The sequence below is a fragment of the Lewinella sp. JB7 genome (assembly GCF_024297185.1).
Lineage (GTDB): Bacteria > Bacteroidota > Bacteroidia > Chitinophagales > Saprospiraceae > Neolewinella.
Map to the genome: position 1 here is coordinate 1 of NZ_JANCTD010000001.1, position 18540 is coordinate 18540.

An 18540-nucleotide genomic window follows, 5' to 3' on the forward strand; every position below is an offset into this window, starting at 1 on the left:
CCGGGTGGTGGCCAACGCGGTGAAGAACAAAATCATCGAGCGCGTCTTCGCCGTCGTGCGGCGGGGCACTACATATCAAAAAAATTATCAACCAAACTTGCAAGCATCATAGAAAACACGGATCTTCTCAGGTCGAGCGGCCTCCGGTCCGAGATGTTTCAGGTCGAGGCGTTGCACGCCGAGCAGAGCAAGAGGTCGAATTGCCTCTAGTCCGAGACGTTTCACCACGGATGGCCACGGATGGCTCACGGATTTAGAGCGGCCTCCGGTCCGAGACGCATCTGTATCCATCCGGGCGGCGGCGCGCGGGAGCTATAATCCTTGAGAAAAGCGAGCCATCACGGCCGGCTGATCCGTATCATTGGACCGATGATCGACCGACTAGAAAGGTTACGGAAAACACTTCATCGCTTCCCCGACCTCTCCGGGGCGGAGGGCGGCACCGCGGAACGTATCCGTCACTTCATCCGGGAACACGCCGCGGCGGAGATCATCGGGGATATGGGAGACCAGAGCTTCGCCGCCGTTTACGCATTTCCCGGGCCCGGCCCCACGGTGATGATCCGCTGCGAACTGGATGCGCTGCCCATCACGGAAACCGGAGAGCTTGCGCACCGATCAACGGTTGCGGGGGTATCGCACAAGTGCGGACACGACGGGCATATGGCCATCGCCTGTGGCGTACTGCAGTGGCTTACGGAGCGGTCTTTCGCGGGAGGCAGGGTGGCCGTGTTGTTTCAATCCGCCGAAGAGACGGGCCGGGGCGCGCGGCAGGTCGTGGGCAGCGAAGCCTTCCGGAGTATCGCCCCCGATTACGTATTCGCCCTCCACAACATCCCCGGGGAACCCCTGCACGAAATCATCACCGTGGAAGGGACCTTTTCGTCGGAGGTACGCAGCTTCGCCGTTGTCCTGACCGGGGTGGAGTGTCACGCCGCCGAGCCGGAGAACGGGATCAACCCCACCGCTGCCGTCGGCGTGCTGATCGGGGCGCTGGCGGAGCTGCAGCTCGCTGAGCCTTACGATCCGAACTACGCCCTGCTGACCCCGGTACACGTGAGCGTAGGACAAAAATCCTACGGCATCTCCCCCGGTTCCGGGGAACTCCACTATACGGTCCGCGCACGGACGGGCCAAAAGATGCAGGCGCTTGTGACCGCCGTCACGGACCTCATCGGACGCACCGCCGCCGCGCACGGACTTACGTGCCGACTGGACTGGTTCGAGCACTTTCCGGCTACCCGGAACAATGCTGAAGCTAACACCCTCATTCGTAACGCGACGCAAAGGCGGGGGCTTACCCTGAACGAACGGCCACATCCGTTTGCTTTCGGCGAGGACTTCGGTTGGTTCTCCGGGCACGCAAAAGTTGCCATGTTCGGTCTCGGGGCGGGGGAGGAGATGCCGGCGCTGCACCACCCGGACTACGACTTTCCGGACGACCTGATCGCTACCGGGGTCTCCGTATTTTCGACGATCATCGGTCAGCTGTTACCCGGGGTTGAACAATAGCCCTAAGTAATCCACTCTGACCCGCTCCCGGAAACGGGCTTTCTCAACCCTACATCTATCCCAAATGAACCTAAAGGACAAGTCTATCATCATCACGGGCTCCTCCAAAGGGATCGGAAAAGAGATCGCGATCCTGCTGGCCGCTCAGGGGGCGAGCGTAGTGGTGAACTTTCACGCCGATGCGACGGCGGCGGATGGCGTGGTGAAATACATTACGGATCAGGGGGGCACCGCCACTGCCGTACGGGCCGATGTCAGCAAGCGGGAAGAGGTTGCCCACTTATTCGACGAGACCATCAAACGGTACGGGAAAGTGGACGTGCTCGTGAATAACGCCGGGATCATGGTCTCAAAGGAGATAAAGGACAACTCCCAGGAAGATTTTACCCGCCAGTTCGATGTAAACGTCAGGGGTGTTTTCCATGGCTTACAGGAAGCGTACACCAAACTCGCTGACCACGGAAACATCATCAACTTTTCTTCTAGTACCGTCAAACTGATGTTGCCGAAGTACGGACTGTACTCCGCTACGAAGGCAGCGGTAGAACAAATGACACGGGTGTTTTCCCGGGAGATCGGCAGGGGCATTTCCGTCAATGCCGTGGCACCCGGACCCACCAAAACCGACCTCTTCCTGGAGGGTAAATCGGACGAATTCATCGAAAAACTCAGAGGGATGAATGCCTTCAATCGTCTGGCGGAACCCTCCGATATTGCCAAAGTCGTATTGTTCTTAGCCAGTGATGATTCTAAATGGATATCCGGCCAGGTAATCCTCGCAAACGGCGCGATGGTGTAGTGCCGCCAACTATCTACCGGCCGTAAACCAGTTAGGTGCACTCTCGGGCGCGCAAACACCGCCCGCCGTTCCGGGTTCTATAACCCCTATACCGTACACTAATGCTGCACCTACTACGCTCCGTTTCCGTCCTGGCCCTCTGCTGCCTGCTTGCCTGCTCTTCCTCCGGTGAGGGCAGCGAAGCGGAGTCTTCCGGTGCCAGGACCGTAACCATCGACCAACCCAACGAGGCTAAGGAGGTAGAAAATACACTGGCCCTGGAGCCCGGCCTCTACGTAATCGACGGTTCGGAATGTGATGATCCGGTCGCTACCGGCTCCCGGGTCTGGACCGGTCGCGGACTGGAAGCGTCTTCGACAACGAATTGTACGTTCGAGGTCACGTCCCATGAGGGTATGGTGTACCACGGTCGGCAGTCGTGCGACAACTCGGGCACCACCGAATTTTCGGTCGAGGTACTCGAGCCGGGCTCGTTCGTCCTGACGGAGGCGGGCGAGACGATGCATCTGACTCTGTGTCCGGATGGCGAGGTACCGGAATGGGTAAGGGATAAGCTCAGTGGAAAGTAACGGAGCGGTGGAATCAGGTTTGCTTTAGCTTTTTTGCCTTGCTCCCGCGCGCCGCCGCCCGCCTTGCCGCTGGATCGTACCTTGCATCCACTCATCCTCCCAACCACTCCTACCCCCATGGAAACCACCGAACTCCTAAAGCGCGTCCGCCGGATCGAGATCAAGACGAAGGGGCTGAGCCGGCAGATCTTTTCGGGAGAGTACCACTCGGCCTTCAAGGGGCGCGGAATGTCGTTCAGTGAAGTTCGCAACTACCAGTACGGTGACGACGTGCGCAACATCGACTGGAACGTAACCGCCCGTTCGGGAGAGCCATACGTAAAGGTCTTCGAGGAGGAACGGGAGCTGACCGTGATGCTGCTGGTGGACATCTCAAAGTCCAGCTTCTTCGGTACGGTGAGGCAGCCCAAAAATGAATTGATCACCGAGATCTGCGCGGTACTAGCCTTTTCGGCCGCCCAGAATAACGACAAGGTGGGACTACTGCTGTTCAGTGACCGGGTGGAGAAATTCCTGCCGCCGAAAAAGGGTAGGGGGCACGTGCTGCGCATCATCCGGGAGTTGCTGGATACCCGTCCGCAGGGCAGCGGTACCGACATCGGCATGGCGCTGACCTACTTCACCAACATGGTCAAGAAGCGGAGCATCTGTTTTCTGGTCTCCGATTACCTGGCTACCGGCTACGAACGTCCCCTGCGGCTGGCCGCCCGCCGCCACGATCTCGTCGGACTACACCTCTACGATCCCCGCGAACGGGAACTGCCGCCCATCGGGTTGTTGCGTACCGTCGACGCCGAATCCGGCAAAACCCAGTGGATCGATACGGACAGTAAGCATGTACGCACCCGCTACGCCGACTGGTACAGCGAGAACATGGGCTACTTCAACGACTCCTTTCGTCAGAGTGGGGCCGATACCCTCAGCGTGGAAACCACGGAGGACTACGTGAAGGAACTGCTGAGATTTTTCCGGCGGAGGGGGTAAGGGGGGTATTGCAGCTATGCTCGCTTCGCTCGTGGGGTTAAACGCAGATGTTGGCGGATTCAGGTCGCAGATTTACGCGGATTTGCTCCCTACGCCCGTATTAAATCCGTGGAAATCCGTGTCCTAATCCGTTCAAATCCGTGATGAAAAAACTGCCGCGCAGCGGCCTCCCCACAACATTAATCTGCGTTAATCCGCGAAGACAATCTGCCTAAATCAGCGCTGAAAAACCACCCGCGCAGCGGTCATCTACCAAAATAAAAATCCGCCGAAATTTGCGTTGAAAAAAACCACCTGAGCAGCGGCCACCCCCCACCGTTCCTGCCACCTTCCTTACCTTCCCGCCATGAATATAGCCCTCGCCCAGATCAACGTCCACGTCGGCAATTTCGACGCTAACCTGAAAAAGATGCTCGACTATACCGAGCGCGCGAAACGGCAGGGAGCGGATATCGTGGTGTTTCCCGAATTGGCCACCGTCGGCTATCCCCCCCGCGACTTTCTTGAGTTCGATGACTTCATCGACAAGGCCAACGTGGTCGTCCAGGAACTCGCTAAGGCCGCCGACGGCATCGCCATCGTGGTGGGGTCACCGACCAAGAATCCCGTCGTGGAGGGCAAGGATCTGTATAACAGCGCCTACTTTCTGGCCAACGGACGCATCCAGCAGGTACAGCACAAGACCCTCCTGCCCACCTACGACATCTTCGACGAGTACCGCTACTTCGAGCCCGCCGCGGAGTGGAACGTCGTGCGCTACCAGGATAAGACCATCGCCATGATTGTCTGTGAGGACAGCTGGAACGTCGGCAACGAAAATCCACTCTATAAGATCAACCCCATGGATCTGCTGATGGAGCACACGCCCGACTTCATCATCAATATCTCGGCCTCCCCCTTCTCCTTCGACCACGCCGCCGAACGGGTCATGGTACTGCAGGCCAACGTCGACCTCTATAACCTGCCGATGTACTACGTCAACCACGTAGGCGCGCAGACCGAAGTCCTCTTCGACGGCGGCTCCCTGGTCATCAACCAACGGGGGGAGGTGGTCGACGAGATGCCCTACTTCGAAGAGTGCCTGCGGGTGTACAACACCGAGGAGGTAAAGGACGGCGACGAAATGACCGGCGAGCGCGAGCGGGACAAGATGACCCTCATTCACGACGCGCTGGTAATGGGCATTCGCCAGTACTTCACCAAACTGGGTTTCCGGCGCGCCATCCTCGGACTGAGCGGCGGCATCGACTCGGCTCTCGTCGCGGTGCTTGCCTCCCGGGCCCTCGGACCGGAGAACGTACGCTGCGTGCTCATGCCCAGTCAGCACAGTAGCGACCACAGCGTAAACGACGCCCGCCAACTGGCCCAGAACCTGGGTTGCCAGTACGACATCGTCCCCATCGAAAGCGTCTACCACAGCTACATCGACCTCCTGCGGCCCCACTTCTTCGGGTATAAGGAAGGACTGGCCGAAGAAAACCTACAGGCCCGGATTCGCGGCATGATCCTGATGGCCTTCAGCAACAAGTTCGGCAACATCCTCCTGAACACCAGCAACAAGAGCGAAATGGCGGTGGGCTACGGTACCCTGTACGGCGATATGGCCGGCGGCCTCAGCGTGATCGGCGACGTATATAAGACCGAATGTTTCGAACTGGCCCGCTTCATCAATAAGGACGGCGAGGTCATCCCCGACAACATCATCACGAAGCCCCCTAGTGCCGAACTTCGTCCCGATCAGCTCGACAGCGACAGCCTCCCTCCTTACGAAGAGCTCGACGCCGTCCTCTACCAGTACATCGAGCTGCACCAGAGTCCTCAGGACATCATCGAAGCCGGCGCCGATCCCCTCCTGGTTCAGAAGGCACTCCGGCTGGTCAACATCAACGAGTTCAAGCGCCACCAGACCGCGCCCGTACTGCGGGTCAGCAAAAAAGCCTTCGGTATGGGTCGGCGCTTCCCGATCGTAGCCAAGTACCTGAGCTGACCTCCCCTAATCTCTAAACCCAACCCTTGCAGCCCCTCATCACCAACGACGCGGTAGTTTTCGGTCTCCTGCTGGTTATTCTGGCTCTGGTCTTCACGACGGCCAACAGCGAGCGACCCTTCTGGAAGACGTTCTACACCTACGTGCCGGCCCTCTTACTCTGCTACTTCCTCCCGGCCCTGCTCCACTGGCCCCTGGGAATCATCGCCTACGACTGGTACGAATACGGACTGATCGATGCGTTGGCGGAGCGGGGCGTGACGCTGCCGGAGGGACTCTCCTTTGGGGAGATCAACCGCTACATCGAGGCGCAGGGACTGGACCCCGCAGCATTCAGTGAATTTACCGGGCACAGTCAGCTGTACTTCATGGCTAGTCGCTACCTGCTTCCGGCCAGTCTCATCCTGCTCTGCCTCAATATCGATATTCCCGGCATCATCAACCTGGGTTACCGGGCCATCGTCATGTTCCTGGCCGCCACCTTCGGCATCGTACTGGGCGGGCCGATCGCCCTGCTCATCGTCACTTATCTGTTTCCGGGGCTGATCGACATCGACCCCGATCTGCTCTGGCGGGGACTGAGCACCATTGCCGGCTCCTGGATCGGCGGCGGAGCGAATCAGGCGGCTATGCAAATCATCAACGAAGTGCCGCCGGGCATTTTCGGGCAGATGATCGTGGTGGACGTGCTGGTCGCCAATATCTGGCTGGCGTTCCTGCTCTTCGGGGCCGGTCGCGCCGCCCGCATCGATCGGGCTACCGGGGCGGATTCCTCGGCTATCGACCAGCTCGTGCGCAAGATGGAAGACTACGCGGCGCAGGTGCGGCGCATCCCGACCAGCATCGATCTGTACCAGCTGCTCGGCGTGGCCTTCGGCGGCGTGGCCCTGGCCCACCTGGGCGCCGACCTGATCGCGCCCTTTTTCGCCCGCTTCGAGGAGGCTCTGGAGGCCCTCCGGCTGAACACGTTGACTAGCGGCTTCTTCTGGATGGTTGTACTGGCGACCACCATCGGATTCCTGCTGAGCTTCACCCGGGCCCGGCGGTTGGAGGGCGTGGGGGCCAGCAAGTGGGGCGGCATCTTCATTTACATCCTCGTCGCTACCATCGGAATGCAGATGAATATTGGCGACGTCCTCGACAATTTGGGGCTCTTTGCCATCGGACTGATCTGGATGCTGGTTCACATCACGGTACTACTTATCACCGCCTACCTCATCAAGGCCCCCTTCTTCTTTGTGGCGGTGGGAAGTCAGGCCAATGTCGGGGGGGCGGCCAGCGCGCCGGTGGTGGCCAGCGCCTTTAACCCCGTACTGGCACCGGTGGGGGCGATCATGGCCGTGATCGGCTACGCCCTGGGCACCTACGGAGCGTTGCTGTGCAGCTATTTGATGGAGCTCGCGGTCACCTGACACCGTCCGACGGCTATAGCCGTCGGACGGTCCCCCCCTTTACCCCTACCTTCCCCCCCAAAACACACTAGTATGCACGACGCAATCCTCGTCACCGGCGTATCCTCCGGCATCGGCCTTACCACGGCCGCCCATCTCCTCGACCGCGGGTTCCACGTGTACGGCAGCGTGCGGCGGGGCGCGGGTCCGGAAGAACTGACGAAAGAGCAAAGGTTCTCGGTAGTGCACTTCGACGTCACCGATCGGGAGGCTATACGCAGGGGCGTGGAGCAAATCCGCACCGACGGTAACCGACTGGTGGGCGTGGTAAATAATGCCGGAGTAGCGATCTCCGGTCCCGTAGAGACCATTAGTGAAGCGGAGTACCACCGGCAGTTCGAGGTCAACGTATTCGGACTGATCGCCGTCACCCAGGAAACGCTGCCGCTGCTTCACGAAGCCAGGGAGACCGGCTTCCGACCACGGATCGTCAACATCAGCAGCGTGAGCGGTTACCTGACCTCGCCCTTCACCACCCTCTACTCCGCCTCTAAATTTGCGGTCGAAGCCCTCACCGACGGACTGCGCCGCGAACTCATGACCTTCGGCATCGACGTGATCAGCGTAGCCCCCGGACCGGTCAAGACGCCCATCTGGTCCAAGGGGCGGGAGCAAACGGAAGCCTTCCGGAATAGCCGTTACGGCGCGATGCTCGAGAAACTCGGTCCCTACACCGAGGCCGCCGAAGCGGCAGGCATCGAACCGGAGGTTGTCGCCGAGGCCGTCTACCGGGCCCTGACCGACGAAAATCCCCGCCCCGACGTGCTGGTCATGAAGAAAAGCTGGATGGCCAAAGCCCTCGCCCTGGCCCCCAAGCGTGTCCAGGATAAAGTCTTCGCCAAGCGACTGGACCAGAACCGCCGCTACTAGCACAATGCGGCCCTGGGCTGCGATAGTAAAATGCAGTCTCCGACCGCGACCCTCCCTATGCACCACAAAAGCATTCTTGTCACCGGCGTTTCCACCGGCATCGGCCTCGTCACCGCCCGGGATCTCCTGCGGCGCGGCTTCCGGGTTTACGGCAGCGTCAGGTCACCATTAGGTGAGGACGACGATCTGGCCCGTCACCCCCGGTTCACCGAACTCCACTTTGACGTACGCGACCGCGAAGCCATTCGTGCCGGTATTCAGCGGATAGCGGCCGAAGGCCGACACCACCTTGTCGGAGTAGTCAATAACGCGGGCGTAGCGGTTCCCGGCCCCATCGAAACAACCGACGAAGCGGAGTACCGCCGCCAGTTCGACGTGAATGTCTTCGGTTTGATCTCCGTCTGTCAGGAGAGCTTACCCCTCCTCCATGCCTCCCGGGAGGCCGGTTTTCGGCCGCGCATCGTCAACGTCAGCAGCGTAAGCGGCTATCTGACGTCCCCCTTCATGGCCTTTTACTCCAGTTCCAAGTTTGCCGTAGAGGCACTCACCGACGGATTACGCCGCGAACTCATGCCCTTCGGCATCGACGTAGTAAGTGTAGCCCCCGGGCCCACTAAAACCCCGATTTGGGCCAAGGGACGGGCACAAACTTCCGGTTTCGAGGACAACCGGTACAGCTACCTGATCCCCCAACTGGCCCCGTACACCCAGGCAGCCGAGCGGGGTGGCGTCGAACCCCAGCTCGTAGCCGACGCCATCCATGCGGCACTTACTGACAAAGTCCCCCGCGCCCACGTGCTGATCATGAAAAAGCGGTGGCTGGCCAAGCTGATCCGTCACGCGCCGAAGCGGGTACAGGATCGCTTCTTTACCAAGCGTGTCCGGTAGGATGCGGCCTCCGGCCGCGGAAGCACAATGCGGACTCTCCCGATAACTATCGGGACGCAAACCAAATAACCTCCTCTACGCTTATATCACCGAATCTAAGCGCAGCCGGAGGCTGCTTCGTGCTTCCGCTGCCTGAGGCAGCATTTTACGTCGCAGTCTTAGGCTGCATCCAACATCGCTGCCGGAGGCAGCATCGTACTATGCAGCTAACACCCGAATCCCTCTCCTCCCGCGACCGCAACTTCCGCCGCAACTTTTACAATACCCTGCCCGGCCCGCGTGGCGTACACTTGATTGGGACGAAGGGCCACCGCGGCACCGAAAATCTGGGCGTATTCAGCTCGGTCGTTCACCTGGGGGCGAGCCCGGCTCTGCTCGGTTTTCACCTACGGCCGCTGACGGTACCCCGCCACACCTACCACCACCTGAAGGCCCGGGGGTGGTTTACGCTGAATACCCTGCACCCCGACTTTCTGCGGGCCGCCCACCAGACGAGTGCTAACTACCCCCTCGGAGAATCTGAGTTTGCCGCCACCGGCCTGACGCCCCTGTACAGCGAAAACTGTCCGGCACCCTACGTGAAGGAAAGCCCGGTCCGCATCGGCCTGACATTCGAGGAGGAACACCACATCGCCGCCAACGACACGCTCTTCATCGTAGGGCGGGTCCGGGAGGTGTTCGTACCGGATGAGGCGGTGGAAGACAGCGGGCACGTAAACCACGAAACTTTGCAATCCCTTACGGTAACCGGACTGGATACCTACTTCCGCTCATCAGCCGTGGACCGCCTGCCCTACGCCCGGCCCTGAGCCGGTACGGGTGTGAAAAGTTACTGCCGGTAGAATATTAAGTTGGCGGTTGCCGTCCGTACGACATAGCCACCCGCCGGAAGACCGCTGAGGTTGAGTGTGCGGCGCGCAGTTCCCTCCCCATCGATCCGGATTCTACGGGTTACGTCCTGACCGTGGACACTCCAGACGCGTAGGTCCGCCAAGCTTTCCGCTTCGCCTTCTAAAGTGACCGTCTCCCCGGCGGGGTTGGGGTACAGCCGGATTGGAGCGGAAGTTGCGGAAAGGCTCACCTGACGGACCGGAGAATAGGTGAACGCACCGTCAATGTCCGTTTGTTTCAGTCGGTAGTAAGTGGTCTGCGGGTTGGGCTGCGCATCCAGCGCTTCGTAGGTGAGACGGCCCGCGGAATTACTCGAGCCGTGGATGAGGTGGAAGGCCGACCATACCTTACCGTCGGCGGATTTTTCCAGGGTAAAAAAGTCATTGTGCGACTCCGAGGCCGTTTCCCAGTTCAGGTGAACGGTTCGCTCGGTGGTTGCCTCCGCGTGAAAATACAGTAGGTCGACCGGCATGGCGGCACTGGCGGTAGCACTGGCCAGCGTAAATCGACGACCATTCTGAAGGGCGGAGACGGCCGAGAATTGATATACCCCGTCGCCCAGATCGGTGGCGCCGGTGATGGGAGTCTCGTCACTGAAGGCACCGTCGCCATCGGTATCGACGAGCAGGCTCAGATCGGAGGCGGTCAGGCTGCCTAGTTCGGACAGGTCCCAGCGCACGTCCACCGCCCCTACATCTACCGCGGTCGTTCCGGAGCTGTTCAATTCACTGACCCGCCAGACCCGGGGGAAACGGGCGGATGTGCCGGCGGGGGCGTCGGCCTCATTGGTGAAGGTAGCCGCGCCGTTGTCGTGGCCCCAGGTGAGGAATTCACCATCCCCCAATCCCTGCGGATTACGCATGCGGACCATACCGGTGCCCTGGGCATCGTTGTGGAGATCGGTCGAGCCGATGCGACCGATACCGGCCACGTCGTAGTCGTAGTTACCGTTGGCCGCGTCGTCCTGGCGGTAGACGTCGTTTGCCGATAGAGCATACCCGTACTTGGCGGCGAGGAAGTTGGCCACCAGAATGCGCTTGCTACTGGCCAGCGCTTCTCCGAAGTAGATCACCTCGCCAATGTCTCCGGTAAAGAAATACTGGGCGGCCCCCTCGTTGAATCCGGCACCGACCCGGGTGTTATTGATCGTATTCACCGGCATTTCTGCGGTTTGCGTGAGGGAGGATGCTCCGGTCGTATTTATCCTGAAGATCTTACCATTCGTACCGCTGCTGTGGGTCATGACCTGTCCGCCCCAGGCTCCCGCCGTGGAACCGGCATCCAACTTTGCCCAACCGCCCGCCGGCTGCCCAGTCCAGAAGGTCCAGATGTTTGAGGTCGGAGCGGCATACAGCATATACCCCAGGGTGGGGGTGCCGGTCCCGTCGCGGCTGGAGATAATTGTCTTGTACAGCCCGGAGGAATTGACCTTGCTCGCGGAAAAACAGGTAAAGGCGGAGGTATTCAGGTCCGCATCGAAGGCTTTTTCGAAGTACTGACTGCTCCCGTCGAAGCTAAGCGCGGATCTGCCGTTCACCGCGGCGTGTTTCATCGTGGCGCCGGCACCGCCGGTGAAGTTTTTCCCCTTTCCCGAACGATCCGACCAGTTAGTCACCGTGGCATTATTGGCATCACCGAGCGCACCGGCGTCCAGCCAGAGGTGAAGGGTAGAGGTGGTATTGACCAGGCCTACGCCGCCCGGGCCCTGCGGGGCTTCCGAGTTACTGGTGGCAAAGGTGAAACGCCGGGCATCCGCGAGGGCGGTTACCCCGGCGAACTTATAAACGTTGGAGCCCTCATCGCTCGCCCCGGAGATCGGGGTCTCGTCGGCGAACGATCCGTCGTTGTCCGTATCGACGAGTAGGCGGACCTGGCCGCCGGAGTAACCACTTAGTCCGGTAAGGTCCACGCTGAGGTCCACCGCTCCCATGTCCACCGCGCTACTCCCGGTGGCGTTGCGCTCGCTTACTCGCCAGATGCGGACGAACCGATGGTCCACGCCGGCAGGAAGGTCCGTGGTCTGGGTGGCCCCCTTGGTAGCATTGTCGTGCCCCCAGAGCAGGAACTCGGAGTTGCCCAGATCCTGTGGATTGTTGATGCGTACAATACCGCTGCCGCGGGAATCGGTGTGTAGATCGGACGAGCTGATGCGACCGATGCCCGCCACGTCGGTATCAAAGTTGCCATTGGCGACATCGTCCTGGAGGTATACGTTATCGGACGAGGTCGTATAGCCGTACTTCGCGGATAGGTAATTTTTGACCAGTATTCGCTGCGTTTCGTTTACGTAGGTGCCGAAAATGATCACCTCGGCGATATCCCCCTTGAAGTGATACTCCGCGGTCGAGGATTCCGTGGTTCCCGCTCCGATCCTGGTCGGTCGGGTCAGGTTGGCGGCTACGGAAGCGGTTGACTTCACGGTGACTTGCCGGCTTACCCGGAGTTGCTTACCGTCGGTACCGCTCTGGTGGCGCATGGTCTGTCCGGCCCAGGCATCCACGGTATTGGTGGCCAGATCCAGCTCGCGATAGGTCGCCGTATTGTCTCCGGTCCAGAAGGTCCAGTTGTCGTTGGCGCTGGAAGGCCGGGCGTAGAGCATGTACCCGCGGATGCCGGACCCCGTGTTGCTACGACTGGTGATCAACGATTTAAAAATACTCGAGGTCGAAACCTTGGACGCCGTGAAGATCGTGTAGCTGGTAGGGTTGAGGTCGGCATCGTAGACCCGCTGAAAGTAGTGGGAGGTCCCGTTAAAGTTGAAGGCCGGCTTCCCATTCACCCGACTGCTATAGTAGACGGCTCCGGTACCGGCGGTGAAGTCATTGCCCTTACCCGATCCGTCGGTCCAGGAAGTGACGGTTGCACCGTTGGTGGCCGTTACCTTGCCGGCATCGAGCCAGAGGTTGAGGGTGCCGGTACCGTCGGTAGTCCCAACCCCCGCAGGGCCGGTCTGGGCGAGCACGGGAAAGCTTAAGGCCAAAAAGGCCAGAGCGTACAACAGCTTCATGGAGTTAAGGCGTATTCATGAGAGGGGGGAAGCAGTGGGGCAATACCGTAGCCCGCCGTTCCAACCGAAAGACCTATTCAACACGCGCGGGAAATAACGTAGTATACCGCGCTAAAGAATTTTTCCCGCTGCTTCATTTCGGGTCCGGCCGGGTCCGCTCGTTGGTGTATGGTCGGCTCCCGCGCGCCGCCGCCCGGCGTAATCTTGTTTGCTCGCTTAGCGTTAACTTACGGTAAGTAAAAAATGAGCAGATGTCGCTACGTAAAACAGTAATGGGCGGGGCCGCGGGAGCCGTGATTTTAGTAGGCCTGACGGCCGCAACGGTCAACCCGGTCAACGATAAGTTCTTCGAGATCATGAAGGCCATCGAAGTGTACACTAACGTGTACAAGGAGGTAAATACCTACTACGTCGACGAGATTGAGCCCAATAAACTCATGCGCACCGGCATCGAGGCCATGGTGGGCTCGCTCGACCCGTACACCAACTACATCAGTGAAACCGACGTGGAAACCGCCCGCCTGCGGCAGAGCGGACAGTACCAGGGCATCGGCGCCGAGATCGAATATATCGAAGGGTTCCCCACCATCCTGACCCTCTACCGCGACCAGCCGGCCGACGCCGCCGGACTCAAAACGGGCGACCGCATCCTCACCGTCGACGGACGCGAAACCGTTAATTACAACCGGGAGCAACTGGAGGAAATCATGCGCGGTTTCCCCGGAACCGTGATGAAACTGACCGTGGATCGCCCCGGCAGCGGCCGTCAGGAGCTCGAACTGGTCCGTGGCGATGTAGACATTCCTAACGTACCCTACTTCGGGATGCTGGACGGCAACGTCGGCTACGTCGCCCTCACCACCTTCACCCAACAAGCCGCTAAGAACGTGCGGGATGCCGTGAGCGAACTGCGGGCGGCGAACCCCGGTATGACCGGCGTTGTCCTCGACCTGCGCGACAACGGCGGCGGACTGCTCAACGAGGCCGTCGACATCGTCAACATCTTCGTGCCGAAGGGGGAGACCATCGTGACCACCCGGGGTAAGGTGCGCGACTGGGACCGCAGCTACGAAACTAAGGGCAACCCCCTCGATACCGAGCTTCCGGTAGCGGTACTGATCAACGGGCGCTCAGCCTCCGCCTCGGAGATCGTATCCGGCGCCCTGCAGGACCTCGACCGCGGCGTGCTCATCGGGCAGCGCAGCTACGGTAAGGGACTCGTGCAGAACATTATGGAGACGGGCTACGGCAGCCGGGTGAAGATCACGACGGCGAAGTATTACATCCCCTCCCAGCGCTGCATCCAGGCCATCGAGTACCGCGACGGGAAGCCCTTCGACATCCCCGACGATCAGCGGGCCGAGTTCCGTACCCGGGCCGGCCGTCCGGTCCTGGGCAGCGGAGGCGTAGCTCCCGACATCAAGGTAGACGTGCTCGGTAAGAACAATGTCGCCCAGGGCTTGCTGGAAGACTACATCATCTTCGACTTCGTCAACGAGTGGGTACGCGACCGTCCCACCATCGACTCGGTGGCCGACTTCCGCTTCACGGACTGGGATAAATTCGAAGCCTTCCTCAACCGCGCCGACTTCAACTTCACCTCCAAGGCCGAGGAATTTCTGGAGAACGCCGCCGAACGCGCCCGGGAGGAGGGCTACGACATTTCCGCCGAACTGGCCGACATCCAGGCGAAGGTGGACCGTGAGCAGGCGACCGCCATCGCCAGCCTCAAATCCGAGATCGTCGGCATTATCGAAAAAGAGATCGCCGGTCGCTACTACTACCAGCGCGGACAGGTACAGATGGGCCTGCGCAACGACAAGGAAGTACGGGAAGCCATCGCGGTACTGAACGACCGGGCGCGGTACGATGACCTGCTGAGTAAGTAAGCCCGTAGTCCCCCCGACTACATCTCGTCGATATCCTTGCCAATGGCCGGGGTTTGGTTGCGTTGGTCGTCGGAAACGGTAGCCAGATTGCCCTCCTCCAGGCGTTCCCCGAGCCAACGGCGAGCCTTGGCGAAGGAGGCGAAGGTGTGCTCGATGGGGACGAGCCCCGGGATCAGGTTGATCCGTTTCATCATATCGCTTACCTGCTCATTCATCCCGGTGAAGACGACGGCAATGCCGCGGCTGTGCATCTCCATAATCGCGTCCTCCATAGCGTAGAGCCCGGATTGGTCGATGTAGGGTACGCGGCCCATACGGATGATGACCACCTCTACCGTGGGCAGTTTTTGCATCATGGCCTGGAAACCGGAGACAAAGCCAAAGAACAGTGGTCCTTCGAGGCGCTTAATGAATACCCGGTCGCCGACCCTTTCGATGAGGTCGCCTTCGTCGGCCCAGGGCTTTTCGCGACTGAAGTCGGAAAACGACGTGGAGGAGGCTCCTTCTTCCACCGTATCGGCGGTCTTCTTCATGAAGAGTACGGCGGCCAGCACCATACCGATGGCCACGGCTTCGAGCAGACCGACGAAGACCGTCAGCAGCAGTACCAGGATCATGACCACGGCGTCCCCCTTGGGTACGCTGCGCAGGTGGCGGAAGCCTTTGTAGTCGATGATGCCGATACCGACCGTAATGAGGATGCCGGCCAGTACTCCGTTGGGGATGTAGCTAACGATCCCGCTCAGGCCCAGCAGCACCAGGAGAAGGAAGAAACCGGCGATCATGCCGGAGATCTTAGTCTTACCGCCGGACTTCACGTTGATCACGGTACGCATGGTGGCACCGGCCCCGGGAAGACCCCCGATGAAGGCGGCGGCCATGTTACCCAGGCCCTGTCCGATCAGCTCCTGATCAGGATCGTGCTTGGTCTTGGTGATGTTGTCGGCGACCACGGAGGTGAGCAGGGAGTCGATGGCCCCTAGTGCCGCCAGGGTAAAGGCGAATTCCAGGATCCGAAACAGCATACCCGAACCGAAATATTCGCCAAAAAAGTCGAAATAGAAAGGCGGAAGCCCTTCCTGTACCTCACCGATGATCGGCACTTTCCCGGGCATGAAGAAGTAGGCCACGAGCGTCATGACGATCAGGGCCACGAGACTCGAGGGAACGATACTGGTGATCCTTTTGAAGCCGTAAATGATGGCGATCGTCGAGAGTGCCAGAATTACGTTCAGCCAGTTGACTCCCCCCGGGACGGAGAAGGGCCGGTCGATACTGGAGAGCGTGCCCACCGTGCCCCCGACGCTGCGACCGGCGAGGCGTACGGCGCGGGCACGGATGTCTTCCTGACTGACTTCGGCGAAACGCCGGCCGGTTTCCTCGATCACGGCAGCGTTCATGATGCCCTTCAGGGCACCGTCGGCCTCCTCTTCACGGATGATCTCCTCCAGAATAACCTCCTCGGCGTGGGGCATTTTGCTGGCGACGAGGGCCTCGTCGTTCGCGACGCTGTACCCCAGGGCCGGAAAGAGCTGGGTAATGATGATGATCACCCCGATCCCACTCATGAAGCCGGAGACTACCGGGTAGGGGATGTATTTTATGTACCTGCCGAGTTTGATCACCCCGAAGAGCATTTCGATCAGGCCTGCCAGGAAGAAGGTGGCCAGAATGATGGGCAGGGCCTCCTGTACGGTGTCGGCGCCTGATTCCACCAAAGCATTCGCAATGATGGCCGAGGACACTACCGTCATCGGGGCGGTAGGACCGCTTACCTGAGTATTAGTACCTCCGAAGAGCGCGGCGATGATGGCGATGGCAATGGCGCCGTAAAGACCCGCCATCGGCCCGAGTGCCGTCTGCGCACCGAAAGCCAGGGCCAGGGGGAGAGCTACAATCCCGGCCGTGAGGCCGCCGAAAAAGTCGCCGCGGAGATTGGAAAAATCAAAGGTAAAGGGGTTGGTCATGGTGTGTTCTTGGAAAGTACGAGTGAATCTCACCCGATGTAGATACCCGCAACTGCCTATACAGTTCGCGAACACCACCATCAAACCCCTTACCCAAGAATGCCGCTAGTGGGCCGTCACGGCACCCGATCGCATACCGAGCACCTCAAAGTAGTCTTCGGGATTGCGTACGGTGCCACTCTCCTTGACCAACTCCACTTCAATATTGCGATTCCGGAAGGTAGTCACGAAGTCATTCATGATCTCGACGACGTCGTAGTCCAGAAACTGGGTCTTCCGTACGTCGAGGTGCAGCAGGGCACCCTCCGGAATGGCATCGAACTGCTTACGGATAGCCCCTTTGTTGAAGAAGGTGACCTCCTCGGCCAGCACCATATTCACTACGGCGCGCTGACCGTTTGCGTTGGACATGTGCAGGAAGTGAGAGTTCTGGTAGCTGGTGTAGAGGATTACGATAATCCCCACGATGAGCCCCAGACTGATTCCAATGAGCAGATCGGTGAAAATGATGGCTACCACGGTGACGATGTAAGGAATGAACTGTCGCCACCCGGCCCGGTAAATCGATAGGAAAGTGGAAGGTTTGGCCAGCTTGTAACCCACCAGTAGAAGAATAGCCGCCAGTACCGAAAGCGGAATCAGGTTCAGAATATTCGGGACGAAAATGACCGATACCAGCAACAGACAGCCGTGTAGAATAGCCGATAGTTTCGTCCGCCCGCCGGATTGAATATTGGCCGAACTGCGGACGATAACCTGGGTGACGGGAAGCCCGCCAATCAGGCCGGAAATGATGTTACCCGTTCCCTGGGCCAGCAATTCGCGGTTGGTGGGGGTGACGCGTCGCCGTGGGTCCAGCTTATCGGTAGCTTCCACGCAGAGCAGGGTTTCCAAACTGGCCACGAGCGCAATGGTGAAGCCAATTATCCAGACGTTCAGTTGCGTGATCGCGCTGAAGTCGGGGAAGCTGAACTGGCCGATAAAGGAGTCGAAACTGTCGGGTACCGGTACGCTCACCAGGTGCTCATCCGAAATACCGAGATCGCCTCCACCCATGGATATTTCCCAGATGATACCTACCGCTACGGCGACCAGTGGTCCGGGAATGATGTTGAAGATCTTGCTTCTCTTGACGAGCACCGCCTCCCACAGGATCAGGATGCCCAGAGCAATGAAGGCGATAATGGTGGCCCCGTCATCCGTGTAGTTGAACATATTGAACAGCTCCGAAAAGGTATTCTCACCATCGGCCTGCAGGAAGGCATCATCACCCTCCGGATCCGCGTCGTAACCGAAAAAGTGGGGGATTTGCTTAAGGATGATGATGAGCCCGATGCCCGTCAACATCCCGCGGATGACCGCGGAGGGAAAGAAATAACCAATGACGCCGGCCTGGAGAATGCCGAACACCACCTGAATGACACCGCCGAGCACGACGGCGGCGAGGAAAAGTTCCCAACTACCGAGTTCGGTAATGGCCCCCAGCACGATGGCCGTCAGGCCGGCCGCCGGACCGCTCACCCCTACCTGTGAACCACTTACCGCACCAACGACGATACCGCCGACGATACCCGCGATCAGGCCCGAAAACAGGGGTGCGCCACTGGCCAGGGCAATACCCAGACAGAGGGGAATGGCGACGAAAAAGACGACCACACTGGCCGGAATGTCGCCCTTTAAATTGTCAAACAAACCAAGACGACTAGGAGTAGAAGAATTGTCCATA

13 protein-coding genes are annotated in these 18540 nt (G+C 59.7%); 10 read left to right on the forward strand and 3 right to left on the reverse strand.

Going from position 1 to position 18540, the window contains the following annotated elements; translation table 11 throughout:
- Positions 1-369: 369 nt before the first annotated feature.
- The 9 genes from NMA52_RS00005 (at position 370) to NMA52_RS00045 (ending at position 9869) form a co-directional block, all read left to right on the forward strand.
- Positions 370-1512, forward strand: coding sequence for an amidohydrolase (locus tag NMA52_RS00005; protein ID WP_254825570.1), 1143 nt, complete (start codon positions 370-372; stop codon positions 1510-1512).
- A 64-nt stretch (positions 1513-1576) separates the two neighbouring features.
- On the forward strand, positions 1577-2311 hold the full coding sequence (locus tag NMA52_RS00010) for an SDR family oxidoreductase (protein WP_254825571.1): 735 nt from the start codon (positions 1577-1579) through the stop codon (positions 2309-2311).
- Positions 2312-2412: 101 nt separating this feature from the next.
- A complete protein-coding gene (locus NMA52_RS00015) occupies positions 2413-2880 on the forward strand; it encodes a hypothetical protein (RefSeq protein ID WP_254825572.1) in 468 nt (155 codons plus the stop codon).
- A gap of 117 nt (positions 2881-2997) precedes the next feature.
- A complete protein-coding gene (locus NMA52_RS00020; RefSeq protein ID WP_254825573.1) occupies positions 2998-3864 on the forward strand; it encodes a DUF58 domain-containing protein in 867 nt (288 codons plus the stop codon).
- Between the two features lie 346 nt (positions 3865-4210).
- A complete protein-coding gene (locus NMA52_RS00025; protein ID WP_254825574.1) occupies positions 4211-5851 on the forward strand; it encodes an NAD+ synthase in 1641 nt (546 codons plus the stop codon).
- A gap of 26 nt (positions 5852-5877) precedes the next feature.
- Positions 5878-7263 carry a DUF819 domain-containing protein gene (locus tag NMA52_RS00030; protein WP_254825575.1) on the forward strand — a complete coding sequence of 462 codons (1386 nt, stop codon included), beginning with the start codon at positions 5878-5880 and terminating at the stop codon, positions 7261-7263.
- Between the two features lie 72 nt (positions 7264-7335).
- On the forward strand, positions 7336-8172 hold the full coding sequence (locus tag NMA52_RS00035; RefSeq protein WP_254825576.1) for an SDR family oxidoreductase: 837 nt from the start codon (positions 7336-7338) through the stop codon (positions 8170-8172).
- Between the two features lie 57 nt (positions 8173-8229).
- Positions 8230-9060, forward strand: a complete 831-nt coding sequence (locus NMA52_RS00040) for an SDR family oxidoreductase (RefSeq protein ID WP_254825577.1) — start codon at positions 8230-8232, stop codon at positions 9058-9060.
- A 200-nt stretch (positions 9061-9260) separates the two neighbouring features.
- Positions 9261-9869, forward strand: coding sequence for a flavin reductase family protein (locus NMA52_RS00045; RefSeq protein ID WP_254825578.1), 609 nt, complete (start codon positions 9261-9263; stop codon positions 9867-9869).
- Positions 9870-9889: 20 nt separating this feature from the next.
- Here NMA52_RS00045 and NMA52_RS00050 read toward each other — a convergent pair whose 3' ends face one another.
- On the reverse strand, positions 9890-12958 hold the full coding sequence (locus NMA52_RS00050) for a T9SS type A sorting domain-containing protein (protein WP_254825579.1): 3069 nt from the start codon (positions 12956-12958) through the stop codon (positions 9890-9892).
- Between the two features lie 251 nt (positions 12959-13209).
- Here NMA52_RS00050 and NMA52_RS00055 point away from each other — a divergent pair, with 251 nt between their 5' ends.
- Complete coding sequence (locus NMA52_RS00055; RefSeq protein WP_254825580.1) at positions 13210-14847, forward strand: S41 family peptidase; 1638 nt, start codon at positions 13210-13212, stop codon at positions 14845-14847.
- Positions 14848-14864: 17 nt separating this feature from the next.
- Here NMA52_RS00055 and NMA52_RS00060 read toward each other — a convergent pair whose 3' ends face one another.
- Together NMA52_RS00060 and NMA52_RS00065 are read right to left on the reverse strand one after the other, a co-directional pair.
- On the reverse strand, positions 14865-16814 hold the full coding sequence (locus tag NMA52_RS00060) for a SulP family inorganic anion transporter (RefSeq protein WP_254825581.1): 1950 nt from the start codon (positions 16812-16814) through the stop codon (positions 14865-14867).
- 105 nt (positions 16815-16919) lie between these two features.
- Positions 16920-18506 carry a SulP family inorganic anion transporter gene (locus NMA52_RS00065; protein WP_371930936.1) on the reverse strand — a complete coding sequence of 529 codons (1587 nt, stop codon included), beginning with the start codon at positions 18504-18506 and terminating at the stop codon, positions 16920-16922.
- Between the last annotated feature and the right edge of the window lie 34 nt (positions 18507-18540).

Bases quoted from the DNA above. Each gene is read 5' to 3' on its own strand.
- NMA52_RS00005 (WP_254825570.1), top strand. From the start codon at position 370: ATGATCGACCGACTAGAAAGGTTACGGAAAACACTTCATCGCTTCCCC.
- NMA52_RS00010 (WP_254825571.1), top strand. From the start codon at position 1,577: ATGAACCTAAAGGACAAGTCTATCATCATCACGGGCTCCTCCAAAGGG.
- NMA52_RS00015 (WP_254825572.1), top strand. From the start codon at position 2,413: ATGCTGCACCTACTACGCTCCGTTTCCGTCCTGGCCCTCTGCTGCCTG.
- NMA52_RS00020 (WP_254825573.1), top strand. From the start codon at position 2,998: ATGGAAACCACCGAACTCCTAAAGCGCGTCCGCCGGATCGAGATCAAG.
- NMA52_RS00025 (WP_254825574.1), top strand. From the start codon at position 4,211: ATGAATATAGCCCTCGCCCAGATCAACGTCCACGTCGGCAATTTCGAC.
- NMA52_RS00035 (WP_254825576.1), top strand. From the start codon at position 7,336: ATGCACGACGCAATCCTCGTCACCGGCGTATCCTCCGGCATCGGCCTT.
- NMA52_RS00040 (WP_254825577.1), top strand. From the start codon at position 8,230: ATGCACCACAAAAGCATTCTTGTCACCGGCGTTTCCACCGGCATCGGC.
- NMA52_RS00045 (WP_254825578.1), top strand. From the start codon at position 9,261: ATGCAGCTAACACCCGAATCCCTCTCCTCCCGCGACCGCAACTTCCGC.
- NMA52_RS00050 (WP_254825579.1), bottom strand. From the start codon at position 12,958: ATGAAGCTGTTGTACGCTCTGGCCTTTTTGGCCTTAAGCTTTCCCGTG.
- NMA52_RS00055 (WP_254825580.1), top strand. From the start codon at position 13,210: ATGTCGCTACGTAAAACAGTAATGGGCGGGGCCGCGGGAGCCGTGATT.
- NMA52_RS00060 (WP_254825581.1), bottom strand. From the start codon at position 16,814: ATGACCAACCCCTTTACCTTTGATTTTTCCAATCTCCGCGGCGACTTT.